The 23,006-nt window shown below is 67.9% G+C and carries 20 protein-coding genes; 8 read left to right on the forward strand and 12 right to left on the reverse strand.

The annotated features are described in order from the left end of the window. The first annotated feature begins 99 nt into the window (after window positions 1–99). From ACQ450_RS03830 to ACQ450_RS03840, 3 genes are read left to right on the forward strand one after another with little or no spacing between them, the layout of a single operon-like run. The gene (locus ACQ450_RS03830; protein ID WP_431470573.1) at window positions 100–1,323 is read left to right on the forward strand and encodes an aminotransferase class V-fold PLP-dependent enzyme; all 1,224 of its coding nucleotides are present in this window, start codon (window positions 100–102) and stop codon (window positions 1,321–1,323) included. Window positions 1,324–1,349: 26 nt separating this feature from the next. Next, a complete protein-coding gene (locus tag ACQ450_RS03835) occupies window positions 1,350–2,855 on the forward strand; it encodes a S10 family serine carboxypeptidase-like protein (protein ID WP_431470574.1) in 1,506 nt (501 codons plus the stop codon). A gap of 57 nt (window positions 2,856–2,912) precedes the next feature. Then, complete coding sequence (locus ACQ450_RS03840; protein WP_431470575.1) at window positions 2,913–3,734, forward strand: inositol monophosphatase family protein; 822 nt, start codon at window positions 2,913–2,915, stop codon at window positions 3,732–3,734. A 12-nt stretch (window positions 3,735–3,746) separates the two neighbouring features. On the opposite strand, the gene kdsA is transcribed toward ACQ450_RS03840, so the two are convergent. The 4 genes from kdsA to ACQ450_RS03860 are packed head-to-tail and all read right to left on the reverse strand — an operon-like array spanning window position 3,747 to window position 8,073. After that, window positions 3,747–4,571, reverse strand: coding sequence for a 3-deoxy-8-phosphooctulonate synthase (kdsA, locus tag ACQ450_RS03845; protein ID WP_431471272.1), 825 nt, complete (start codon window positions 4,569–4,571; stop codon window positions 3,747–3,749). Window positions 4,572–4,581: 10 nt separating this feature from the next. Beyond that, window positions 4,582–5,898, reverse strand: a complete 1,317-nt coding sequence (locus ACQ450_RS03850; RefSeq protein ID WP_431470576.1) for a cytidylyltransferase domain-containing protein — start codon at window positions 5,896–5,898, stop codon at window positions 4,582–4,584. 4 nt (window positions 5,899–5,902) lie between these two features. Further along, complete coding sequence (locus ACQ450_RS03855; protein ID WP_431470577.1) at window positions 5,903–6,904, reverse strand: KpsF/GutQ family sugar-phosphate isomerase; 1,002 nt, start codon at window positions 6,902–6,904, stop codon at window positions 5,903–5,905. Continuing rightward, complete coding sequence (locus ACQ450_RS03860; protein WP_431470578.1) at window positions 6,901–8,073, reverse strand: hypothetical protein; 1,173 nt, start codon at window positions 8,071–8,073, stop codon at window positions 6,901–6,903. The genes ACQ450_RS03855 and ACQ450_RS03860 overlap by 4 nt, the downstream gene beginning before the upstream one ends. A 189-nt stretch (window positions 8,074–8,262) precedes the next feature. Here ACQ450_RS03860 and ACQ450_RS03865 point away from each other — a divergent pair, with 189 nt between their 5' ends. After that, the gene (locus ACQ450_RS03865; RefSeq protein WP_431470579.1) at window positions 8,263–8,982 is read left to right on the forward strand and encodes a TylF/MycF/NovP-related O-methyltransferase; all 720 of its coding nucleotides are present in this window, start codon (window positions 8,263–8,265) and stop codon (window positions 8,980–8,982) included. Between the two features lie 30 nt (window positions 8,983–9,012). Here the strand turns inward: ACQ450_RS03865 and ACQ450_RS03870 are convergent, their stop codons facing one another. From ACQ450_RS03870 to ACQ450_RS03895, 6 genes are all read right to left on the reverse strand, one after another. After that, on the reverse strand, window positions 9,013–9,285 hold the full coding sequence (locus tag ACQ450_RS03870; RefSeq protein WP_431470580.1) for a hypothetical protein: 273 nt from the start codon (window positions 9,283–9,285) through the stop codon (window positions 9,013–9,015). 72 nt (window positions 9,286–9,357) lie between these two features. After that, a complete protein-coding gene (locus ACQ450_RS03875) occupies window positions 9,358–10,395 on the reverse strand; it encodes a hypothetical protein (RefSeq protein ID WP_431470581.1) in 1,038 nt (345 codons plus the stop codon). Beyond that, window positions 10,392–10,892 (reverse strand): quinol:electron acceptor oxidoreductase subunit ActD, encoded by a 501-nt coding sequence (locus ACQ450_RS03880; RefSeq protein ID WP_431470582.1) that lies wholly within the window; start codon window positions 10,890–10,892, stop codon window positions 10,392–10,394. The genes ACQ450_RS03875 and ACQ450_RS03880 overlap by 4 nt, the downstream gene beginning before the upstream one ends. Then, on the reverse strand, window positions 10,889–12,196 hold the full coding sequence (gene nrfD, locus ACQ450_RS03885) for an NrfD/PsrC family molybdoenzyme membrane anchor subunit (RefSeq protein ID WP_431470583.1): 1,308 nt from the start codon (window positions 12,194–12,196) through the stop codon (window positions 10,889–10,891). The genes ACQ450_RS03880 and nrfD overlap by 4 nt, the downstream gene beginning before the upstream one ends. Next, window positions 12,189–14,792, reverse strand: a complete 2,604-nt coding sequence (locus ACQ450_RS03890; protein ID WP_431470584.1) for a 4Fe-4S dicluster domain-containing protein — start codon at window positions 14,790–14,792, stop codon at window positions 12,189–12,191. Before ACQ450_RS03890 ends, nrfD begins: the two co-directional genes overlap by 8 nt. Further along, window positions 14,792–15,385 carry a cytochrome c3 family protein gene (locus ACQ450_RS03895; RefSeq protein WP_431470585.1) on the reverse strand — a complete coding sequence of 198 codons (594 nt, stop codon included), beginning with the start codon at window positions 15,383–15,385 and terminating at the stop codon, window positions 14,792–14,794. Before ACQ450_RS03895 ends, ACQ450_RS03890 begins: the two co-directional genes overlap by 1 nt. Before the next feature lie 142 nt (window positions 15,386–15,527). Here ACQ450_RS03895 and coxB point away from each other — a divergent pair, with 142 nt between their 5' ends. Genes coxB through ACQ450_RS03910 form a run of 3 tightly spaced genes read left to right on the forward strand, consistent with a single transcriptional unit; the run spans window position 15,528 to window position 19,317 of the window. Then, complete coding sequence (gene coxB / locus ACQ450_RS03900; RefSeq protein WP_188055237.1) at window positions 15,528–16,445, forward strand: cytochrome c oxidase subunit II; 918 nt, start codon at window positions 15,528–15,530, stop codon at window positions 16,443–16,445. After that, complete coding sequence (locus ACQ450_RS03905) at window positions 16,442–18,994, forward strand: cbb3-type cytochrome c oxidase subunit I (RefSeq protein WP_431470586.1); 2,553 nt, start codon at window positions 16,442–16,444, stop codon at window positions 18,992–18,994. Before coxB ends, ACQ450_RS03905 begins: the two co-directional genes overlap by 4 nt. Next, on the forward strand, window positions 18,991–19,317 hold the full coding sequence (locus ACQ450_RS03910; RefSeq protein ID WP_431470587.1) for a hypothetical protein: 327 nt from the start codon (window positions 18,991–18,993) through the stop codon (window positions 19,315–19,317). The genes ACQ450_RS03905 and ACQ450_RS03910 overlap by 4 nt, the downstream gene beginning before the upstream one ends. Here the strand turns inward: ACQ450_RS03910 and ACQ450_RS03915 are convergent. Together ACQ450_RS03915 and ACQ450_RS03920 are read right to left on the reverse strand one after the other, a co-directional pair. Continuing rightward, complete coding sequence (locus tag ACQ450_RS03915; RefSeq protein ID WP_188055242.1) at window positions 19,314–20,351, reverse strand: sodium:calcium antiporter; 1,038 nt, start codon at window positions 20,349–20,351, stop codon at window positions 19,314–19,316. The genes ACQ450_RS03910 and ACQ450_RS03915 overlap by 4 nt on opposite strands. Then, window positions 20,351–21,088, reverse strand: coding sequence for a cytochrome c oxidase assembly protein (locus tag ACQ450_RS03920; protein WP_431470588.1), 738 nt, complete (start codon window positions 21,086–21,088; stop codon window positions 20,351–20,353). Before ACQ450_RS03920 ends, ACQ450_RS03915 begins: the two co-directional genes overlap by 1 nt. 243 nt (window positions 21,089–21,331) lie before the next feature. Between ACQ450_RS03920 and ccoN the strand changes: the two genes are divergently transcribed. Continuing rightward, a complete protein-coding gene (gene ccoN / locus ACQ450_RS03925) occupies window positions 21,332–23,002 on the forward strand; it encodes a cytochrome-c oxidase, cbb3-type subunit I (RefSeq protein ID WP_431470589.1) in 1,671 nt (556 codons plus the stop codon). Window positions 23,003–23,006: the final 4 nt, after the last annotated feature.

A 23,006-nucleotide genomic window follows, 5' to 3' on the forward strand; every position in this document is an offset into this window, starting at 1 on the left:
ACAAATCAATCGCGTGCAAATGCGCAAAATCTATTCAGCGCGCTTGCGCTAGCCTGACGAAATGTTCTCGTCCGTCCTCTCCGCAACGCATCGGTCTCGATGAGCGGCGGATTCTCCCGTCGCACCCTGCTCGCGGGCGCGGGCACGCTCCCCGTCGCGCTGGGCGCAGGCGCGCGGCTCGGCGGCCAGGCGCTCCCGGACAAGACAAGCTTCGCGCCGATGCCGGGCGTATATCTCGATTCGGGCACGATGCACCCGGTGCCGCTCGGCGCACGCCAGGCGGTCCAGGCCTATCACGACGCGCGCGCTGCGGCCCGCTCCTATCCGACTCACGAGGCGGAAGAACGCGCAAAGGCCAGCTTCGCGCAGCTGATCAACGCCACGCCTGCCGAAATCGCGTTCGTTCAGAGCACCACCGCCGGCGAGCAGCTGGTGATCGACGCGCTCGGCATTCCCGCATCGGGCGGCCGGATCGTCACCGACACGCTGCACTTCTTCGGCTCCTTCTACCTCTATCAGGAGCTGGCGAAGCGCGGCATGGACGTCGCCTGGCTGCGCCCCGTCGACGGCCGCATCGACGTGGCGGCCTATGAGCGCGCGATCACGCACGACACGCGACTGGTGAGCCTGTCGCTGGTCTCCACCTATAACGGCTTCGAGCACGATCTCGCAGCAATCTGCGCGATCGCCCATGCGCGTGGTGCGCGCGTCTATGCCGACATCATCCATGCCGCCGGCACCGTGCCGATCGACGTGCGCGCGAGCGGCGTCGATTTCGCCGCGAGCGCCAGCTACAAATGGCTGATGGGCGATTTCGGCCTGGGCTTCCTCTATGCCCGCGCCGACCGGCTGGCCGAGATCCAGCGCCCGCGCTTCGGCTATTATCAGGTCGCGCGTTTCGAGCCGCACGTCTATCCGTTCGATCCGCCCGGCGAGACGATCGCCGACATCGCGCCGCGCGACGACGCGCAGGGACATTTCGCAATGGGCACCCATTCGCATGCGGTGGCGGTTCAGCTCGACTGGTCGCTGCGGCACCTGCTCGCGCTGGGGATCGAGCGGATCGTGGCGCATCGCATGCCGATGCTCGCCCGGCTGCACGAAGCACTGCCGCGCAAGGGTTATCGCGTGGCGACACCGCCGGAATGCCGCGCGCCGCTGTTCACCTGCGTTCTCGAGGGAGCCCATGCGCGCCTCTCCGAGCCGCTCGAGCAGGCGAGCGTGAAGATCACGCTGTCGCGCAATCGCTTCCGCGTCTGCCCGTCGCATTTCAACGACATGGACGACATCGAACGCCTGATCGACGCGCTGCCGAGCGTGTGATGGCGGACGCAACAAGGGGAGATTTCATGCCGCTTCGCATCGCCACACGCCTGTTGCCGCTCGCGCTCGCCGCAGCCGCGATCCAGCCCGCCGCCGCGCAGGACCCCAACCTGCCGATGCCGCCCGCCTTCCTGCGCGCGATGGAGCCGATGGTGCCGCGCGCCGAGGCCACCGCCAGCGTCGTGACGACGCAGCACCGCGGCGTCTTCAACGGAACGCCGGTCGCCTATGACGCAATCGTCACCGAACAGCCGATCGCGAACGCGCAGGGCGTGCCGGCGGCGGTGGCGGTCAGCTTCGGCTATGTCGCGCGCGACGTGCCGAACCGCGTCGAGCGCCCGGTCGTGTTCATCTTCAACGGCGGCCCCGGCGCGTCCTCCTCGCCGCTGCACATGAACGCGTTCGGCCCGCGCCGCATCGTCGGCGAGGGCGAGGCGGCGGCGCTGGCGGACAATCCCTACAGTCTTCTCGACGTGGCCGATCTCGTCTTCATCGACCCGCCGGGCACGGGCGTCAGCATGCCGGTGGAGGGCGCGGACGCGAGCAGCCTGTTCGGCGTGAGCGGCGACGCCGCCGCGGTGACGACGATGATCCAGCAGTGGCTCGAAGCCAATGGCCGGACGCAATCGCCGGTGGTGCTGGTAGGCGAAAGCTACGGCACCGCGCGCGCCCTTGCCGTGCTCAACGCGCAGATGGAGGCGGGGCAGCCCTTGCCCCAGGGCGTCGCGCTCCTCTCGCTTGCGATCGGCGGCTCGTCAGGCCCGCTCGCGTCCGAGCTGGTGCTCTTTCCCACGCTGGCGGCGGTCGCCTGGTATCACGAGGCGATCGACCGGCGCGGCCGCACCGCGCAGGAGCATTTCGCCGAGGCGCTCGAGTTCGCGCGTACCGAATATCTCCCTGCGCTCGCGCGCGGAGTGGACCTGCCCGATGCCGAGCGGCAGCGCGTCGCCGAGGGCATGTCGGCGCTGATCGGCATTCCGGCCGAGCAGCTGGCGCAGGCGGGACTGCAACTCGACAAGCAGCGCTTCATGCTAGAGCTGCTCGGCGAGCGCGGATTGCGCACCGGCCAGCTCGACGCCCGCGTGACCCGGGCGATCGCCGAGTCCAACTTCCACCCGCCGTTCGACGACCCGTCGATGACCCTCGGCACCGAAACCGGCCGGCTGATCGCCCGCTATCTGGAGGACGAGCTCGGCTATCCGCTTGCCAGCGAATACCGAAGCCTCAATCTCGGCATCAATTTCAAATGGGACTGGAGCGGCGTCGGCGGCTCCTACCAGTTGGCGGATTTCGCGCCGTTTCTGGTGCGTGCGATGGCGGAGAAGCCGACGTTGCGGGTGTTCACCGGCGGCGGCATCTACGACATCACGACGCCGCCGCAAGCGGGCATCTTCGCGCTCGATCAGGCGGGCGTTCCGCGCGACCGGCGCAGCACGCACCTCTATGCCGCGGGACATTCGGTGTTCGAGGACGAGGCCGGGCTGGAGGCGCTGAGCACCGATCTGCGCCGCTTTCTTCGGGAGCTCGACTGACTGCGGCGCATACACGCTCTCGCCCGGCGGGGAATCCTCGGCTAGGCGCGGACCGCCATGACGAACCGGCTATCCGAGGAGGTCGCGGACCTGATCCGCGCAGTTGCGGCGCGCGAGATCGCGCCCCGGTACCGCGCGCTGCACGCGCACGAGATCGAGGAAAAGGGCCCGGGCGACCTCGTGACCGCGGCCGATCACGCCGTTGAAGCAGCGCTAGCCGACGGGCTGCTGGCGCTGGTGCCTGAGGCGCTGTTCGTCGGCGAGGAACGCTGCGCGCGTGCGCCGGAACTGCTCGATCGGCTGGGCGAGGGATTGGTCTGGGTCGTCGATCCGGTCGACGGCACCGGCAATTTCGCCGCCGGGCGCGCGCCCTTCGCAGTGATGGTCGCGCTGCTCCGCGACGGCATCACGATCGCTTCGTGGATTCACGATCCGCTGAGCGGCCGAATGATGGTCGCCGAGCGCGGCGGTGGAGCATGGTGCGACGGGCAACGGCTCGACTCCGCCGCTGCTGCCCGTGCGGACCCGGCCGAGCTCGCCGGCATCGTCAGCAGCTTCGCCATGCCCGAGGCGAAGCGAGATGCGGTAGCTGCGCTCACCGCCGGCGTCGCAGAGATCGTTCCGACGCTGCGCTGCGCAGGGCACGAATACCCGCTGGTGGCGCTGGGCGAGCGCGACTTCGCGCTCTACTGGCGCACGCTCGTCTGGGATCATGCGGCCGGAGCTTTACTGCTCGAAGAAGCCGGCGGCGTGGTCGAGCGGCTCGACGGAACCACCTATCGCCCGGGCTCCACCGAAACCGGCATTCTCCTCGCGCGCAGTCGTGCCGTTGCCGACGCGGTGCACCTGCTCCTGCGCCGCGGCCAGGCCGCGCGCTGAACCGAGCGGCGCTCAGGCCGCCTGCTTGACGAGGCCGTCGAACGCCTTGAGCTGGCGCAGCAGCGCCGGCATGTCGCGCAGCGGGACCATGTTGGGCCCGTCGCTCGGGGCGCTGTCGGGATCCTGATGCGTCTCGATGAACACCGCAGCCACGCCCACCGCGACGGCGGCGCGCGCGAGCGGCGCCACGAATTCGCGCTGGCCGCCCGAGCTGGTCCCCTGCCCGCCCGGCTGCTGTACCGAGTGGGTGGCGTCGAACATCACCGGATAGCCGGTTTCCGCCAGGATCGGCAGCGCCCGCATGTCGCTCACCAGCGTGTTGTAGCCGAAGCTCGCTCCCCGCTCGCACAGGATGATGTTCTCGTTGCCCGATGCGGCGATCTTGTCGGCGACATGCTTCATGTCCCACGGCGCGAGGAACTGCCCCTTCTTGACGTTGATCGCCCGGCCGGTGTGCGCGGCCGCAACCAGCAGGTCGGTCTGGCGGCACAGGAAGGCGGGAATCTGCAGCACGTCGACCGCCTCGGCGACGACGGCGCACTGCCCCGCTTCGTGCACGTCGGTGAGGACCGGACATCCGTAGCGCGCACGCAGTTCGGCAAACACGTCCAACGCGGGCGCCATTCCGATACCGCGCGGCGCATCGATCGACGTCCGGTTGCCCTTGTCGAACGAGCTCTTGTAGATCAGCCCGATCTCCAGCTCGGCGCACATGCCGGTCAGCGCATCGGCCATTTCGAACGCATGCGCGCGGCTTTCCATCGCGCACGGACCGGCGACGAGCACGAACGGCCTGTCGTTGGCGATTTCGATCGCGCCCAGCTTCACGGTCTTCATCATGGCTTCCTCAAAACAGCCCGCATTCGTCGAGAATCGCGTTCACGTCCCGCCCCCGCGCGGCCTGCATGCGGATGCGCGCCTCGTTCGAGAGCATCTCCCACGCGGCTTCCTCGATCGCGGGCCAGTCGGCGCGGGGAATGACGATCACGCCGTCCTCGTCGGCGAACACGACATCGTCGTTGCAGATACGGATTCCGCCCATGGTGATCGGCCGGTTCATCGCCTTGACCGTGCCTTCATATTTGATGTCGTCGCAGGTCTGGTTGCGCGCGAAGACCGGCAGGCCCAGCGCCCGCACATCGGCTGTGTCGCGAGTCGAACCGTCGATCACCGCCCCCACCGCGCCCGAACGGATCGCGAGATTGGCGTTGAGATCGCCGAAATAGGCATGTTCGGGAACGTCGGTGGCGACCATGATGACGTCCCCCGGCCGCACGAAGCGATAGGATTGCAGCGCATCGTAGATCCCGTTCCATGCGCCTCCTGGTGCGCGGTCGGGCCGCTGCGCGAGCGCCGTCAGCTCGAGCGTCTTGGCGCGCCCCAGCAGCTTGCCGCCGCTCGTCGGCCGGAGCGCCGAGGGGAGCACCACCCGCATGCCGCGCTCCTTCGAGATGTCCGACAGGATCGACGAGCTGAGATGCGAGCGCATCGCGCGGAAACGTGTCACTTCGGCGGCGCGCAGCCCCGCAGCGACCGTCTCGGCGATCGCGAGATCGCTGTCATGGTCGATGTCGATCTGCTCGAGCGGGTCGAGATCGAACAGGATCGGTTTGGTGCCGAAGCGGCGAGTAGCGGGTGCGTTGCCGGTGCGCCGCACGATGTAGAGGCTCATCGCCTCGATCACCGTGGCGGGAAGATCGACGCTGTTGGGGACCCGGCCGGTGCCATAGGCGGGTGTCTGGCCGTTCCAGCAATATTGCTTCGCCCTGCTCACTCCGACGAGGCTGTCGGCCTGCGGATCGGCGAGCAGCGCAGCGATCGCGCGCGCGATGGTGTCGGAAGTGATGAAGGGAGCGGTGCACAGCAGCTGCACCCACAGATCGGCGTCGGGCCGCTGCGCGCACTCCCACGCGAACAGCGCATGGCCGTCGGTGGCGTTGGTGGCGAGCTCCGCCGGGCGAACCAGCCGCGAAACAGGCAGATCGCTGGCGAGCTCGGCCAGTGCGTCGCTTTCGGTGTCGAGGCACACTTCGCTGATCGCCGGGCAGTCGAGCGCCTGGCGCAGCTTGCGCTTGAAGAGATGCTCGCCGTCGAGGACGCGCGTGTTCTTTCCGGCGACGCGCTCGCTGGTTCCCTTGGCGGGAATGAAGGCAACGATGTTCATGGGCTCAACCGTTCAGGATGTCGTGCGCGTGGAGCATGCCGTGCAGCTGCCCCTCGGAATCGGTCACCGGCAGGACGAGGAGCCCGCCGCCGCCACGCTCGCGCAGCATCAGGATCGCGTCGCCGAGCGTCGCCCCGATGTCAATCACCTGCGGCGCGCGCTGCATCAGCGCATGCGCCTGGGTGTCGTACACGTCGTGCCGGGCCTGGAAATGGCGTCGGATGTCGCCGTCGACGACAAGACCGAGAAGTCGGTTGGCATGATCGACGACGCAGGCGGCGCCCATCCGGCGGCCCGACATCACGGCGAGCAGTTCCGCCACGGAAGCCGAGGGGAGCACCGTCGGCAAGGCGGCACCGGTTCGCATCAGGGTACGCACCGGGATCATCTGCCGGCCGAGAAGGCCCGCCGGATGGTGGCGCAGGAAATCCTCGCGGGTAAACGCCCGCGCCCGGCTGGCGGCAACGGCCAGCCCGTCGCCGATCGCCATCTGGAGAGTCGTGCTGGCGGTCGGCGCCATGCCGATATGGTCCGCCTCGCGCTCGATCATTGCCGGGATCAGATGATCGACCGCGCGGCCGAGCGGCGAATCCGTCTGTCCGACGACGCCGATCAGAATGCATTCGCGCGCGCGCAGCAGCGGCAGGATGCGGCAGATCTCCTCGGTCGTTCCGCTGTTCGAGAAGAGCAGAACGACATTGCCTTCCTGCACCGCTCCCAGATCGCCGTGCGCGGCCTCGGCGGCATTGAGGAAGAAGGCCGGCGTGCCGAGGCTCGAGAAGGTCGCCGCGACTTTCGCCGCGACTAATCCCGATTTCCCCACGCCGACGCAGGTGAGCGGACGTTCCTGCGCAGCGATCCGTTCGACCGCGGCGGCGACGCTGGCCGGGACCCCGCGTTCGAGCTGTTCGAGCGCGCGCCGTTCGCCGGCGATGACTTCGGCGAACCAGTCGCAGGCGGCGTGCGCGGCGAGCGGGCTCGGCCGGACGATTGCGGGAGCGATCAATGGAGATACTCCGGCTTCACTGCGCGAATTCGCCCGATGCCAGCCGGCCAGCGCTCGGGATTCACCGGCCGCAGCGCCCGGTCGATCAGCTCCGATCCCGTCAGATCGGGGTCCCGCGAATAAAAGGCTTCGTTCGCAAAGTGATAGGCAAACCAGAGCCGCGTGTCTTCCTCGGACGGGGCCCGGGCCTCGCCCGAACGAGCGGCGGCGACGAACCGGCCGAGATCGGTTTCCGCGTTGAGCCAGCTGGCGCTGGTGAAACGCGAGCGGCGCAGGATCGGGACGCCGAAAGCGGCAGCCATACCAAAGCTTTTCGAATCACCCAGCAACATGCCGTCGGCATGGACCGCAAGCGTGAGCGTGGCGGGAAAGCCCAGAATGGTCGGCTCGGCAAGAATCACGCGTTTTCCGAGTTGGGCAATCGTGTCGCGAAGGCCCCGCCGATCGAGATGCCGCGCATTCAGCGGATGATCGGTCACCACCAGCGTGCATTTGCCTGCAAGCTGCTTTGCGGTCTTCGTGACCAGCGCGCGGTTGCTGACCTGCGGAACGCGATGCTGGAGGAAGAAATTCTCCTCATGCTCATATTCGAGCGGCAGGAGCAGCATCGGCCTGTCCTCGGGAATGCCGGCCTGCCGGAACACCGCACCGCGATCGGGAATCGCGCGCTGCCAGTGAGCGCGCATCTCGGCCCAGAGCGGAGCGATCAGGGCGTCGAGCGTTGCGCGATCGGAGGCACCCAGCTCCGGCATTGCGCCGTTGACGAACGGCTGGTCGGTGATCGTGAGCGCGGCGTCGAAGTGGAACGGCGCAGCGGCGCCCTCCATCAGGAACCGCACGGTCCCGGGAAACTTGCGGGCGGTCTCGAAGTCGGCGGTTCGGCACAGAGTGAGGTCGGGCGCCAGATCCCGCACATGCGCCACCAGCTCGGCCGTATCGCCTCCCCCCGTGCGAAGGCTCGCAGAGTCCGCGCCGTCGATGATTTGCCACTTGACCGTTTCGAGGCCGAGGCACTGGCCGAGCTGGTCGGGCCCGATGCCGGTGTTTCGCCAGGGAGTCGGCGCGAGCACATGCACCTCGGCAAGTGCGGCGATCCTGTGCAGGATCGGAGCAATCTTGTTCTCGAACCACCAGGGGGTGACGACCGGAAGATAGAACAGGATCCGCATCAACGCCGTCCGTGCGACACGGCGCCGGTCGCGTTGTCGAACAGGGCGGGCAAATCGCGCATCGGCACTCCAGAACGGGACAAATCGGTAGTTGCGATCCCTCCAATTATAGAAGCGCCGCATTGCCGTCGGGGCCGACTAGGAAATAATTTCCTACCCCGCCGTCCCTCCGGACCGGATCGGGCTAGAATGAAGAGGATCGGTGCCGAGCCGGCACTGCGCCCGTTCGAAAGGCTCGCCATGCCCTATCTTCCCGCACCTGCCGAAGCGGCCGCCGAGGCCGAGAACACCTTCTACCTGCGCGGGCAGGTCGGCCGCATGGGCAAGCTGCTAGCCCATCTGGAGCTCTATCGGGAAATTCAGGGGCTTCCGGGCGCGTTGGTCGAGCTTGGCGTGTACAAGGGTGCGTCGCTGATGCGCTTCGCGATGTACCGGGCGCTGCTCGAGCATGAGGGAAGCCGCGAAATTCACGGGCTCGACGCGTTCGGAGCGTTCCCGCGCGACGGCGTGGACGATGCCAGCGACCGCGACTTCATCGAACGCTTCGAGGGGGAGCGCGGCGAGGGAATCGCACGCGCGACGCTCGCGCAGCTCTTTGCCGAGAAGGCAATCGGCAACGTGCACCTGCATGAGGGGAATGTGTTCGAAACCTTGCCCGATCTGCTCGCGCGCAAGCCCGAGCTGCGCGTGGCGCTGCTGCATCTAGACATGGACGTGTACGAACCCACCGCCTTCGCAATCGAGCAGCTTTTCCCGCACATGGTGCCGGGCGGGCTGATCTTGTTCGACGATTATGGCCTCGTTGCCGGTGCGACGCGCGCCGCGGAGGAGCTGGTCGCGCGCGAAGGCCTGAAGCTCGAGAAGCTGCCCTATCATGTGGCACCCAGCTTCGTACGTCTTCCGGGCTGACACGGCTCCCGATGGCCCCCGCCGGTCAGTTCAGCCGGTCTGGCTTCCGGCGTTCGGATTACCGCCGTCTTCGATTTCCTCGTCGCCGAGCTGCTCGGGCCCGTGATAGCCCATCGTCGACTGGCCACCATGTTTTCCGAATGGCTTGCGGTCTCCCGCACCGCCCGCGCCGCGCGGCGTCGGATAGCTGTCGCCCTGGCTCGCTCCGCCCGAGGCCGTGCTCGACACTCCATCCGGCGCACCCTTCCGGCCGTCGCGACCGTCCGCCGGCATCGGCTTCTTTGCGTCCTTTTCGTCTGACATGATCGTCTCCGCTGTTCGCATTTCTTTCGGAGCCAACGCCTTGGCGGTGCCGAGGATGCATCCGGGCGGCAGCTATTGCGGCCCCTCGGTTCGTTCGCGCGAGACGATCTTCGCGTCGTACCAGCGCGCAAGCAGCGCCAGCCAGCATGCCGCCAGCACCAGCAGCCCGGCAAAGACCGCCCAGTCCGCGGGCCCATCGGGAAGCATCGGACCCGCGATCCAGAGGCCATGCAGCAGATAAGCCACTAGAAGCGCCACTGACGCTCCCAGCATCGTGCGCTTGCTCCGCCGGGCCAGCAACACCAGCACACCGGTGATTTGCAAGCCGATCGCCGCCGGCAGCAGCCAGGGGAGTGCGCCTCCGCGGACCTGATACCAGGCGGCCGCGGCGGGCAGATTGCCATACCAGGCGACTAGATACTGGACGAAACCGATCCACAGCCCGAGCAGCGCCAGCGTAAGCAGCGCGGCAGCGACGCTGGCCAGCGCCGCGTGATCGGTCTTCTCGCGCTGGACGATGTTGAACACGAAGGCGAGCGCGAGCGCTCCGGTAAGCTGGTTCACCACGAAGCCGATCGGCTGCAGCGCCGTCCACCATAACGGAGCGCGCATCACGATCCAGTCGATTGCGGCGAGCGCGAACAGCGCCGCGAATGCCGGCAAGCCGAGCGCCGAGATCTTCCGCCGCGCCCGCGTCCACCAGGTCATCGCCGCCGCCAGCGCTGCTCCTGCCGCGACGAACAGCACGAACCGCAGCGCCATCGCCCCGGGCGCGAACCACCAGGCGCGCTGGGGCGTCAGCCCCTCGGACGCGAAGAGAGTGCCCGGGTCCGGTGCCGCAACCGAAAGGAAGGGGAGCACCAGCACCGCGGCAAGCAGCAGCAGCGCGCCGCCCGGAAGCAACTCGTCCTCGAGCACTTCAAGCCACTCGCGCCCGAGCAGCCGGCCGATCATCGCGAGCAGCACCGAGCCTCCGCCCAATCCCGCGATCACCGTGACCGCCTGCCGCCATCCGCTCAGCGGCGGCGCCACGAATCCGAGCGCAGCCGCTGCCGCCGTCGCCAGCAGCACGATGCTCCAGGCCCAGCGGGGCGGCGCGCTCCGGATCATTCCTCGACCACCACGATGCTGCTTGGCCTAGCCTCGCCGATCAACACTTCGGCCTCGCCGTGCTCCTCCTTGGGGCACGCGACCGAAAGCAGGACACAGCCACGATAGAGCGCATCGCGCGCTTCGCTCGCGAGAAAAGGGTGATGCAATCGGGGCAAGCCGCTCGCCACCAGAAAGGCGACGAATGCCGCCGCCGCACTCCAAAGCATCGCGAGCGCGATCGCCGCCGGCACATAGCTGCCCCAGGCTGGGCTCGGGCGGCCGCCGATGTCGAGCGGATAGGCGATGGTGGCGGTCCACCATTGCACCGCGACGGCAATCGCCGCGCCGGCCACCGCGCCTGCCGCCGCGGCCCGGGCGATGATCCGACCGAGGCGTTGCTCCTCGCCTGAGTGCTCGAGCGGCGTTCCGCTCTCCAGCACCGCCGGCCAACGCCCCCCGATCCGGTTCAGGGCATGCCGCGCCGCATCCTCGCGCTCGAACACCGCAACGATCATTCGGGCACCTCTTCGCCGCGGACATGGTAGCGGGCGATCAGCGGCACGATCCGGGCGGCGAGCAGCAGCAGGAGCGCGAACAGGCCGATCGTGCCGGCCAGCAGCGCGACCTCCGCCCAATTCGGCCGATAGAGGTTCGGCGGGGCGATCAGCCGGTCCTCCGACAGGCCAAGCACGATCACCACGAAATGGTCGATCCAGACGCCGGCGGCGATGCCGAGGCCGATCAGCGCGGCGAACAGGCGGCTGCGGCGCACCGGCTCGAACCAGAGGAGCTGCGGAACCAGCGTCACAAGGCCGACGCTCGCCCAGGTGAGCCAGGCACCGGTCCCGCTGGTCCACCGCCGGACGGTGCCCGAGCCTTCCGGGCCGAGCCATTCGATGAGCGTGGTCAGCGCGATCACGAAGGCGGCGATCAGGGCCGTCGCGAGGACCAGGCGACCGAGCCGGTCGAGCACGCCGTCGCGGCCACCCTCGGTCACCTGCAGGGTGCGGCCGAAGGTGGCAGAGACGAACAGCACCATGCCGAGGCCCGACGCGAAGCCGTTCACCACCATGCGCACCGGCAGCCCGGTATCGTGCCAGTCGGGAACGATGGTGATGGCGAGTTCCAGCGAGACGATCGTCTGCATCACGAACAGGAAGGGGATCACCGACAGGGCGATAACGCGGTACGCGCGCTGCTGCAGCGCCCATTGCCGCTGCGACCCGTACCAGCCGAGCGCGGCAACGCCGTAGAGCCGGGCCGTCCGCCGGGTGCGTGCCTGATCGCGCAGCCGCGCCAGATCGGGCAGCATGCCGATATACCAGAACAGCGCGATGGTGCTGAGATAGGCGAGGATCGCCCAGAAATCCCAGGTTAGCGGGCTCATCGGCTGCGGCCACAGCCCCGTCTGCTGCGGCACCGGTGCCATCCACCAGGCGAGCCAAGGCTTGCCGAGATGGAAGACCGGATAGAGGCCGGCACATACCGCAGCGGCCAGCGCCAGCGTTTCGGCCAGCCGATTGGTCGCGACCCGCAGCGGCGCCCGCCAGAGCACGAGCAGCGCCGCGAACAGCGCCGCCCCGTTCGCGATGCCGATCCACCAACCATAATTGGCGAGATCGAAGCCCCAGACGAAGGGAATGTTGTTTCCCCACACGCCGATCCCGGCGACCAGCGGCAGGCCGAGGCCGGGGATCAGCAGCAGCGTGCACAGCCCCGCGGCAGCGATGGCCAGCCGCCACCGCCACCCATAGCGTTCCGCCAGCGGCATCGACGCAAGCGCATCGGCCCTGCGCACATGGATCCGATCCTCAGTCACCGGCCTTCACGCGGGCGAGATAGGTCGTGCGCGGCTGAAGATTCAGCCCGTCGAGCAGCGCGTAATTGCGCGGACTGCGCCGCGCCTCCGCCACCGCGCTTTCGGGATCGGAGATGTCGCCGAAGACGATCGCGCGGGTCGGGCACGCCTGCTGGCACGCGGTCACCGGCGGCCCCTCCGCGTCTCCGGTGCGCACCGCTTCGATCCGCTGCACGCAATAGGTGCATTTCTCCATCACGCCCCGTTCGCGAACGTGGACGCGGGGATTCTGCCCGCGTTCGGGCATCGGCGCGTCGGCGGCATAGTCGAACCAGTTGAAGCGCCGGACTTTGTAGGGGCAGTTGTTCGAGCAGGAGCGCGTGCCGATGCAGCGCTGATAGGTCATCTGGTTGAGACCCTCGCTCGAATGAGTCGTCGCCTCGACCGGGCAAACGGGCTCGCAGGGCGCCGTTTCGCAATGCATGCAGGGAACCGGCTGATGCGCGCTCGCGGGGTTGCCGCCGTCGCCGGATTCGTGCCGATCGACACGGATCCAGTGCATCACACGGCCCATCGCCACTTCCTCCGGCCCTACGACGGGGATGTTGTTTTCCGCCTGACAGGCGATCGTGCAGGCGTTGCAGCCGATGCAGGCATCGAGATCGATCGCCATGCCCCACTGCTTCGCCGCCTGCGGCCGCGGTGTCGCGAAACCGGGCGTGTCTTCGGCCGCGGCGACCGCCTCGCCCGGGGCGACCCAGCGCACCGGGTCGTTCTCGCCGGTGCGGAAGGGTTCATTGGGATAGATCAGCCGCGCGGTGCCGCCTGCCCTGCGCAGCCGCACGCCCTCGCGCACCAGCCCGTTCCCGGCGAGCGCGAAGCCGTTGACGCCGACATCCGCGCCAAGGCCGGTGAGGCGGCCATAGCCGAGCGCGAGACCGACGGTGCCGCGCGCCTGCCCTGCCAGCCGCTTGGCGGGCGCGGTCACGCTGGCCGATCCGGCCGCGAGTTCGATCAGCTCGCCGTCGGCGATGCCCCACGCCTCCGCATCCTCGGGTGCCAGCGTCGCGGCATTTCCCCAGGCAACGCCCGTGATCGGATCGGGAAGCTCCTGCGCCCAGGCATTTCCGGACAGGCTCCCGTCCCACAGATTGGCGCTTGGTCGCAGGACGAGCGCGACGGTGCCGGGCGCGACCGGAGGCGTCGGTGCCGGAACAGGCGGCGCGACGATCCCTGGCGCGGGAGCGGCACCCGGGATCAGGATACCGCCCGGCAGGGCATCGAGCTCGGCGCTGTCCAGGCCGTGCGTGGCACGCACCAGCGCCTCGCCATCGGGTGCGCGTCCGGCAAGCGCCGCCAGCAGCTCGATCGCGGTCAGCCCCGCCTCGCGCACGACAGGTCGCACCAGCGAGACGGTCCCGTCGAATGCACTCAGGTCGCCCCACCGCCCCAGTGCGCTCTTGGACGGCAGCCGGTGGCGGCAGGCAACCGCCGTCTCGTTCGCCTCGCTGCCGAGATACAGGCTCGTTCCCGCGCGCCGCAGCCGCTCGGCAATTCGCAGGTCGGGCGGCGCATCGTAGAGCGGATTGCCGCCGAGGATGAGAAGCGTCCGGACGTTCCCGGCCGCGAGCGCCTCGGCGAGCATCGGCAAGGGCTGCAGGGCAGCGCCTTCCAGCACAGGCGCGGGGTCGCCGTCGCCGCTCGTTCGCAGCGCCGCGCGCACCGCCGCCGGCGCCTCCTGCCCCGCCACCAGCTCGACGCGTCCGGCATTTGCAAGACTGGCGCCGAGCGCGGGCGGCAGACGATCGAGCGAGCGCTCGGCCAGCGCCGCGGCGAGCGCGGTCATCTCGGACGGGCTCGCCGCGATGCGCAGATCGGCGCGCGCGCCGGTCAGCGAGGGCACGCTTTCGATCACCACCAGCCGAGATGTGCGTCCGGTGGCCCGGGCGCGGCGACGTGCGGCGATCCAGGCGGCGGCATTGGCGACCTGCGCCGGACCCGGACCCAGGAAATCGCATCCGAGCGAAACGATCACATCCACGCCGAAATCCGGCTGCGGCGTGAGGGCAAGCGGCAGCGCGCGGTGGCGGTAGAAATGCGCACGCGGCAGCGCCGCCTGCGCCTCCCCCACCATTTGTTCGAGCGTCGGCGAGGCGGCGGGCTCGATCAGGATGTGCAGCCCCGCGCCTCCATCCTCGCGCAGCCCAGCGAGCAACCGCTGCACGGCATCCCATCCGGCCTCGCGGCCGTCGAGCACCGGCCGGCGCAGCCGCTCCGGATCATAGTGCGTCAGCAGCGCGGCCTGCGCGAAGACATTGCTGCGGCCAAGGCTCGCGGGATGCTCGGGATGGCCTTCGATCTTCACCGGATGGCCGTCGACGGTTTCGACGGTGACGCCGAAGCCGAGGCCGTTCTGCTCCAGTGTGGTCGGCACGGTCGCGCGCGATCCTCCGGCGGCAAGGGTGCGCCGCTCGCCCGGCCCGGTACAGCCGCTCGCCGCCGCCAGCGCGGCCGATGCCGCCATCAGCTTCAGCGCCATGCGCCGGTCGACCAGCGCCGCTTCCGCCAGCTCCGGATAGGCCGCCCGTGCGACGTCGAGAGCCGGGTCGCGCGCCATCAATAATGGCACACCGAACAATCGGTGAGGTCGCGATGCCATTCCGAAATCGGCCGGATCGCACTGTCGGAGGCCGGATCCTGCACCTCGCGATGACATTCGACGCACCACTGCATCGTCAGCGGCTTGGCCTTGGTCGTGGTCTCCATCGTCGCAACGTCGCCGTGGCATGCGGCGCAGGGCACGCCCGAGCGCACGTGCATCCCATGATGAAAGCGTGCGACCTCCGGCAGGTTCGTCACGGCGTTCCAGGCGATCTGCCGGTTCGACTGCGCCGCCTCGTGCAGCGGCTGGAGCGCGCGGGTGCCCCGGAACAGGTCGTCGTGGCAGGCAAGGCAAGTCTCGGTCCCGGGCATGCCCGCCTCGGCGGCCGTATCCGCCGTTTCGTGGCAGGTGGCGCAATCGAGCCCCAGCGAGACATGCTGGCGATGGCTGAACGGGATCGGCTGCGGCACCGGCTTGCCGACGTCGCCTGCCGCCGCGCCGCTCGTCCGCATCATCCCCCATGCGAACAGCAGCACCGCCAGTGCCAGAACCGCCAGCGCGATCCGGCGCAGCCGACGGTCCGCGCGCTGGCTGAAGAGCTGCCCCATGCAGCCACAAACCTCCAGCGCCGCTCGCGTTCCCGAATTCCGGACGATTTTCGGAAGCGAAACGAGTTGAGCCGCAACCATTGGCGGACCGAGGCATTCAGGCTCTCGGGAGGAGCAGCCACATGCCAGGAGCGACCGGGCAGTGACCGAAGGCGCCGCGCTCGTGCTGGAAAGCGCAGGCCCCGCCGCGCATCCGGTGGCGGTGCTCAGCTGGGCACTGTTCATCGGCGGCGGCCTGATCCTGCTGCTCGTGCTCGCTTTCCTCTGGATTGCTCTGCGCGGCTCGGAAAGACTGAAGACGCGGCTGGCCAACGAGCGCACGGTGCTGGCGCTCGGCTTCTTCTTCCCGATCGGCGTGCTCACCGTGCTGCTGGTAATCGGGCTGACCATGACAGCCTCGCTCGCGAGCAGTGAGCGGCGTCCGGGTGCGCTCGACGTGCGCATCACCGGCGAGCGCTGGTGGTGGCGCATCAACTATCCCGGTTTCGAGACGGCGAACGAGCTGGTGATCCCGGTCGGTCGCCCGGTGCACCTCGAGCTGCGTTCGACCAATGTGATCCACAGCTTCTGGGTGCCCCAGCTGGGCGGCAAGCGCGACATGGTGCCCGGCCGGATCAATCATCTGAACCTTCAGGCCGACCGTCCGGGCATCTATTTCGGGATCTGCGCCGAATATTGCGGCGGCCCGCACGCGCTGATGCAGTTCCGCGTCCGTGCGCTGCCGCCCGCCGACTATGCGGCCTGGGAAGCCAATCAGCAGCTTCCTATTCCGCCCGCGCTGGCCAATGCGCCGGGCGCCCGCCGCTTCGACGCGCTGGGCTGCGGCAGCTGCCATCGCGTGCGCGGCATGATCGCGGGCGGCATCACCGGGCCCGAACTCACCCACCTGGCCACCCGCACCACCATCGCCGCCGGCATCCTGCCGAACACGACCGAGAATCTCACGCGCTGGACGCGTCATGCCGAGGAAGTGAAGCCCGGAAACCTCATGCCCGCCTATCCCTATTTGTCCGAAGCCGAGGCGCATGAAGTCTCGCAATGGCTCTCGATGCTCGAATGACCGACGCAGAGGAATGCGAGGCCTTCGAGCGGGCGAAGGCCCGGCTGCCCGACCGCTCCGAGCGGCCCGAGGGCGAGCTCGAGCTGCTGGAGAAGGTCTGGGAGAAACCCGGCGGCTGGCGCGTGCTCACCGTCGTCAACAACGATTATGTCGGCAGTTGGTATGTCGGCGCGGCGCTGCTGTTCTTCGTGCTGGGCGGCATCCTGGCGGTGCTGATGCGGCTTCAGCTCGCGATGCCGCTGAACGAGTTCATGGGGCAGGAGACCTACAACCAGGTCTTCACCATGCACGGCACGATCATGATGTTCCTGTTCGCCGTGCCCGCGGTGGAGGCAATGGGGGTGCTGCTTCTGCCGCAGATGTTCGCGGCGCGCGACCTGCCCTTCCCGCGCCTGTCCGCCTTCGCTTTCTGGGCCTATCTGATCGGCGGCCTCGTGTTCTTCACGTCGCTGTTCTGGGGCGTGGCGCCCGATGGCGGCTGGTTCATGTATCCGCCGCACACCAGCTACACTTTTTCGCCCGACGGCAATCAGGACTGGTGGCTGCTCGGCATCGGCTTCATCGAGATCAGCGCCATCGCCGGCGCGATCGAAATCGTCGTCGGCGTGCTGCGCACCCGCTCGCCGGGAATGACGCTCGACAAGCTGCCGATCTTCGGCTGGGCGATGCTGGTCTTCGCGGGCATGATCATCGTCGGCTTCCCCGCGGTCATCCTCTCGACGATCCTGCTCGAGCTCGAGCGCGCGTTCCACTGGCCCTTCTTCCTCGCCGAGGCGGGCGGCGATCCGCTGTTGTGGCAGCATCTCTTCTGGTTCTTCGGCCATCCGGAGGTGTACATCATCTTCCTGCCGGCGGCGGGGCTGACGTCGATGATCGTGCCGGTCGTCGCGCGCAAATCGCTCGTCGGGCACCGGCTGGTCGTCTTCGCCCTGATCGCCACCGGGTTCATCAGCTTCGGCGTGTGGGCGCATCACATGTTCGCGGCGGGCATTCCCGACATCTCGGTGAGCTTCTTCTCCGCCGCGTCGATGGCGGTGTCGATCCCCGCGGGGGTTCAGGTGTTCGCGTGGATCGCCACGCTGATGCTGGCGAAGAAGATCGAGCTCAACGTACCCGCGCTGTTCGTGATCGGCGCGATCGTGATCTTCGTGATGGGCGGGCTCACCGGGGTGATGGTCGCGATGGTGCCGTTCGACTGGCAGGCGCACGACAGCTATTTCGTCGTTGCCCACCTCCATTACGTGCTGATCGGCGGGATGGTGTTCCCGCTGTTCGCCGCCATCTATTACTGGACGCCGATGGTGAGCGTGAACGCGCTGTCGGAGAAGCGCGGGAAGGTGGCCTTCTGGCTGATGTTCATCGGCATGAACGGCACCTTCCTCATCATGCACTGGACGGGGCTGATGGGCATGCCGCGCCGCGTCTACACCTATCTGCCCGATCAGGGGCTCGGCTTCGTCAACATGGTCTCCACCATCGGCGCGCTGATCCTCGCCGCGGGCGTCGCGATCGTCGTCTTCGACCTGATCCAGAAGTTTCGCTTCGGCGAGCCGCCGGCGGGCAACGTGTACAAGGGCGGCACGCTCGAATGGCTGCCGCAGGGCGATTACGCGGCGCGCTCGCTGCCGGTGATCGACAGCCGGGAGCCGCTGTGGACCAACCCCGACCTTTCGGACGAAGTCGAGAAGGGGCAGTGGTTCCTTCCGGATGCGCCGACCGGGCGCCGCGAAACGATCGTCACCAGCCCGATCAACGCGACGCCGCAATATCTGATGACGATCCCCGGCCCCAGCGTGTGGCATCTGTTCACTGCGATCGGTACCGCCGGATTCTTCCTCTCGCTGACCGTGAAGATCCTGTGGCTGGCAGCGATATTCGGCGTCGGCGCGATCTATTCCGCCTGCCGCTGGCTGTGGGAGCTGGATGGCGAGCCGGGCGAGCCGGTCCATGTCGGCGGGGGGCTGATGCTGCCGCGCTACGTCTCGGGCACGAAGAACCACGGCTTCTGGTCCACCTCGGTGCTGGTGGTCGTCTTCGGGATGATCTTCGCCTGCCTGGTGTTCGGCTGGTTCTTCCTCTGGGGCGGACGGCCGGGGGCATGGCCTCCACCGGGAATCGAACCGCCGCTGCTCTGGTCGCAGCTCGTCTCGTCCGCGCTGGTCGGTCTCAGCGCACTGACGCTCTGGGCCTCGAGCGCCACCTTGCCCGCGCGCGGCGCGCCGAAGGGCAAATATCTGTTCTGGCTGCTGCTGTCGGTCGTGCTGCTGCTCGCCGCCTTCGCGGTCGAACTGGCGGGCAAGTGGCACATCGTGCCGAGCGCTACCAGCTATGGCGCGATGGTCTACACGTTCAGCTTCCTCAACGGCCAGCTGATCGTCGCCGTCACCATCTATGCGCTGTTCATGGCGGTGGCGGCGATGCGCGAGCGCGTGTACCGCGAGAAGCGCGTGGGGCAGCAATGCCTGCGCCTGCTCTGGACGGCGCTGCTGACGCCGCAGATGATCGCAGCCCATGCGCTGATCGGCGGCTGGTCGAGGCTGGTCGGGTGAGCGGCCCCATCCACACCCTCGCCACCTGGCTGCTGCTGCTCACGCCGCCGAGTGCCTGGTTCGCGCATTTCCTGTTCGTCTATGGCGCGGCGAGCGTCGGCATCGTGCTGAACGGCGAGGCGGGGGCGTCGTCGCGCGTCGCCATCGGCGTCGCCACGCTGGTGGTGCTGATACTGTTGTTGCTCTGCTGGTTCCTGGTCGGCAGGATCACACCGAACGACGCCGACAGCCGCAAGCTGTGGATCGTTTCGGTCCGCCTGCTGGTGATCGTTTCGGTCGCCGGCGTGCTGTACCAGACCGTCCCCGCGCTGCTGGTCCCCTAGATGAAGCGCGACAGCAGGAAGAGACCTGAGCCGAACACCAGCAGGACGATTGCCGAATCATGGCCCATGCGCAGGATCGTCTTGTCGCGCCGCTCGAGAAGCCCAAGCACGAACACCCCGGTCATGATCGTCGCCATTCCCGCGGCGACGACTTCGAAGGTGCCGGCATTCGCCAGCACCGGCCCGTCACGATAGACCAGATCGGCGAGCAGCAGCAGCTGGACGTTGAACAGGTTCGTTCCGAAGATGTCGCCGATCGCCATCTCGTAGCGCCGCAGCCGCAAGGCCGCGAAGATCGAGCTCAGCTCGGGAAGCGACGTTCCCAGCCCGACAAGGGCAAAGCCGACCATCGAAGCGCCTAGTCCGGTCTTCTGCGCAATGGCGTCGCCGGTGAGCGAAAGCACCGATCCGGCGACCAGAATGGACACCGCAGCTACCACCAGCCACAGGATCACTCGGCCGGTGGGGCGCTCGTCCTTTTCGCGCTCGCCCTTCCGGTTTTCGGGTTGGTTGACCACTTCCCACACATGTTCGCGCTCGAACCGCGCCGAGATGCGAAGCGCCTGGATACAGCCGAACGCCAGCACCAGCGTGCCGATCCCAGTGCCGAGATACGGCACCTCGAAATCGCCGGTCACGCAGGCGATCGCGACACCGGAAAGCAGCACCATTCCGAACGTGCCCTGCATCAGCGTCGCGGGCCGCGCCGCGCGCGAGGTGAGCGCATCCTTGCCGAACACCAGATCGGCGATCGCCAGCAGCAGGATGTTGATCGAGGCACTGCCGAGCAGATTGTTGACAGCGAGCGCCGGATTGCCGGTTGCCGAGGCGGTGCCGACCGTCGCCACTTCGGGAAGCGAAGTGATACCGCCCAGCAATAGCATTCCGGCGAAGGCCTGGCCGAGTCCGGTTCGCTCCGCGAAGGTATCGACCAGCCGCGTCATTCGCGTTCCGGCTTGCCAGACGACCACCCCCGCGCCGACGAAGATCGCCAGGAGCAGCACCAGCGAAAGCGACGCGAGATCGACAGGCATCAGGGGGCGTGCGGCGCTGCGTCCGCAGAAAACACGGCGTCGACAGTTCGTTTCGCGGCGACCAGAAAGAAGATCAGCCCCGGCACCCACATCAGCAGTCCGCCGAGCTGCTGATCGGTGAGCGGCGAGAGCCCCCAGGCCGCGGTTGTCGCGTAATGCACGGGGAACATCGCACCCGCGCCGAAGGTGAGGATCGCGCCGAGCAGCCCCATCTGAACGCTGGTGAGGCCACCCAGCGCCAGCACTGAAAAGGTGCCGCCGACGCGGTGCTGGACCAAGTCGCGCCACAGCAGCACTGCGCTTCCGAACAGCGTGGCGTGCATCGTCCAGTAGATCAGATCGGAGCGGAAGGTGGCGGCATAGGGCGCCGGCATGTGCCACAGCCACAGCGCCGCCGCGAACGCCGCTCCGCTCGCCAGCATCGCGCCGGCCGATGCCTCGCGGCTGCGGGGAAGGCCGAGCGCGATCAGCGGCGCGGCGATCAGCGCGAGGATCATGTGCTGCCCCACGCGCGCGGAAAACAGCGAGACCGACAGCGCGCAGAGCGGCGAGAGCAGCGCTGCCGCCGTCACTGCCCATCCGACCGCCACCGCCCCCGTCGGGCCACCGCTGCGCGCCACGCGCCGCAAGTGCAGCCCCGCGATCAACAGAAGCACGGCGATCAGCACCGGATCGGCGTTGAATCGGCCGAGCAGCTCGGCGGGAACCGGTGGCGTGCCGCAATAGGGGATCTGCATTGGCGCTGCTCCTTCGCTCCCCCCGTCAACGCATCGGCGGCAAAGGGTTCCCACCCGCGGCCCCTTTCTACTGCGCCGCCCTGCCTGCTCGTACCTCTACGTATTTCTGAGGACCGGGTGCTCTTCATACAGGAACGCCACGGGCCGGAAGCCGAGCATCGGCGAATTTGATCGCGATCAAATCGCTGCGGCCATCCCGCCCCGAAGAGCGCAGCCCACAAAGGGCGAAGATAGGGGCCGAACATGGACGATGTCGTCACCAGGGGTTTTGCCTGGTTATTCCTCGCGATCCTGGCGTTGCTTGCCGCCGCCGCCACAGCGGATCCTGCATTCGCCGTGCACATGGCGATCTTCGCGGGCGCGGGCCTGATCGCCGCCTATGCGGCAATGACGCACGCCAGCAAGGACGCGCCGCCCAAGCGCGTCGCTCGCGAATATGACGACGAAGTCGTGCGATGGGGCACGATCGCGACGGTCTTCTGGGGCGTTGTCGGCTTTCTGGTCGGGCTCTACATCGCGCTCCAGCTCGCCTTTCCGGCGCTCAACCTCGGCATCGAATACACCAGCTTCGGGCGCCTGCGCCCGCTCCACACCTCGGCGGTGATCTTCGCTTTCGGCGGCAATGCGCTGATCGCGACGAGCTTCTACGTGGTCCAGCGGACGTGTCGCGCGCGGCTGGCGCTCCCCGGCCTCGCCCGCTTCGTCTTCTGGGGATATCAGCTCTTCATCGTCCTCGCCGCCACCGGCTACGTCATGGGCGTCACGGCCGCGCGCGAATATGCCGAGCCCGAATGGTATGTCGATCTGTGGCTCACGATCGTCTGGGTCGCCTATCTCGCCGTCTTCGTCGCGACGATCCTGAAGCGCCACGAGCCGCACATCTACGTCGCCAACTGGTTCTATCTCGGGTTCATCGTCACCGTGGCGATGCTTCACGTCGTCAACAATCTGGCGGTCCCGGTCAGCTTCCTCGGCACGAAGAGCTATTCCGCCTTCTCGGGCGTGCAGGATGCGCTGACCCAATGGTGGTACGGCCACAACGCCGTCGGCTTCTTCCTCACCGCCGGCTTCCTGGGCATGATGTACTATTTCGTGCCCAAGCAGGCCGAGCGTCCGATCTACAGCTACCGGCTGTCGATCATCCACTTCTGGTCGTTGATCTTCCTCTACATCTGGGCGGGTCCGCACCACCTTCACTATACCGCGCTGCCCGACTGGGCGCAGACGCTGGGCATGGTCTTCTCGGTCATGCTGTGGATGCCGAGCTGGGGCGGCATGATCAACGGCCTGATGACGCTCCAGGGCGCGTGGGACAAGATCCGCACCGATCCGATCATCCGCATGATGGTGCTCGCGCTCGCCTTCTACGGCATGGCGACCTTCGAAGGCCCGCTGATGTCGATCAAGAGCGTCAACTCGCTCAGCCACTACACCGACTGGACGATCGGCCATGTCCATTCCGGCGCGCTCGGCTGGAACGGAATGATCACCTTCGCCGCGGTCTATTTCATGGTCCCACGCCTGTGGAACCGTGAGCGGCTCTACTCGCTGCGCATGGTCAACTGGCACTTCTGGGCGGCGACGCTGGGCATCGTGCTCTACGCCTCCTCGATGTGGGTGGCGGGCATCATGCAGGGGCTGATGTGGCGCGAATACGGGCCCGACGGCTATCTGGTCTACAGCTTCGCCGAAGTCGTCGTCGCGATGCAGCCCTATTATCTGATCCGCGCCGCGGGCGGCGGGCTCTACCTGCTGGGCGCCCTGTTCATGGTCTACAACGTCTGGATGACCGTGCGCGGCAAGCTCCGCGACGAAAAGCCGCTCACCGACGCGCACTATGATCCGGCGGCAGACAAGCCGCTTCCCGCCGGGGCGCCGCCCGCCACCAAGCCCAAGATGCTGGCCGCCGAATAAGGAC

This window comes from Sphingosinithalassobacter sp. LHW66-3, from assembly GCF_050703275.1.
Lineage (GTDB): Bacteria > Pseudomonadota > Alphaproteobacteria > Sphingomonadales > Sphingomonadaceae > Sphingomonas.

Coding starts and splice junctions, on each gene's coding strand:
- ACQ450_RS03830 (WP_431470573.1), top strand. CDS start 100: ATGAGCGGCGGATTCTCCCGTCGCACCCTGCTCGCGGGCGCGGGCACG.
- ACQ450_RS03835 (WP_431470574.1), top strand. CDS start 1,350: ATGCCGCTTCGCATCGCCACACGCCTGTTGCCGCTCGCGCTCGCCGCA.
- ACQ450_RS03840 (WP_431470575.1), top strand. CDS start 2,913: ATGACGAACCGGCTATCCGAGGAGGTCGCGGACCTGATCCGCGCAGTT.
- kdsA (WP_431471272.1), bottom strand. CDS start 4,571: ATGAAGACCGTGAAGCTGGGCGCGATCGAAATCGCCAACGACAGGCCG.
- ACQ450_RS03850 (WP_431470576.1), bottom strand. CDS start 5,898: ATGAACATCGTTGCCTTCATTCCCGCCAAGGGAACCAGCGAGCGCGTC.
- ACQ450_RS03860 (WP_431470578.1), bottom strand. CDS start 8,073: ATGCGGATCCTGTTCTATCTTCCGGTCGTCACCCCCTGGTGGTTCGAG.
- ACQ450_RS03865 (WP_431470579.1), top strand. CDS start 8,263: ATGAAGAGGATCGGTGCCGAGCCGGCACTGCGCCCGTTCGAAAGGCTC.
- ACQ450_RS03870 (WP_431470580.1), bottom strand. CDS start 9,285: ATGTCAGACGAAAAGGACGCAAAGAAGCCGATGCCGGCGGACGGTCGC.
- ACQ450_RS03875 (WP_431470581.1), bottom strand. CDS start 10,395: ATGATCCGGAGCGCGCCGCCCCGCTGGGCCTGGAGCATCGTGCTGCTG.
- ACQ450_RS03880 (WP_431470582.1), bottom strand. CDS start 10,892: ATGATCGTTGCGGTGTTCGAGCGCGAGGATGCGGCGCGGCATGCCCTG.
- ACQ450_RS03890 (WP_431470584.1), bottom strand. CDS start 14,792: ATGGCGCGCGACCCGGCTCTCGACGTCGCACGGGCGGCCTATCCGGAG.
- ACQ450_RS03895 (WP_431470585.1), bottom strand. CDS start 15,385: ATGGGGCAGCTCTTCAGCCAGCGCGCGGACCGTCGGCTGCGCCGGATC.
- ACQ450_RS03905 (WP_431470586.1), top strand. CDS start 16,442: ATGACCGACGCAGAGGAATGCGAGGCCTTCGAGCGGGCGAAGGCCCGG.
- ACQ450_RS03915 (WP_188055242.1), bottom strand. CDS start 20,351: ATGCCTGTCGATCTCGCGTCGCTTTCGCTGGTGCTGCTCCTGGCGATC.
- ACQ450_RS03920 (WP_431470588.1), bottom strand. CDS start 21,088: ATGCAGATCCCCTATTGCGGCACGCCACCGGTTCCCGCCGAGCTGCTC.
- ccoN (WP_431470589.1), top strand. CDS start 21,332: ATGGACGATGTCGTCACCAGGGGTTTTGCCTGGTTATTCCTCGCGATC.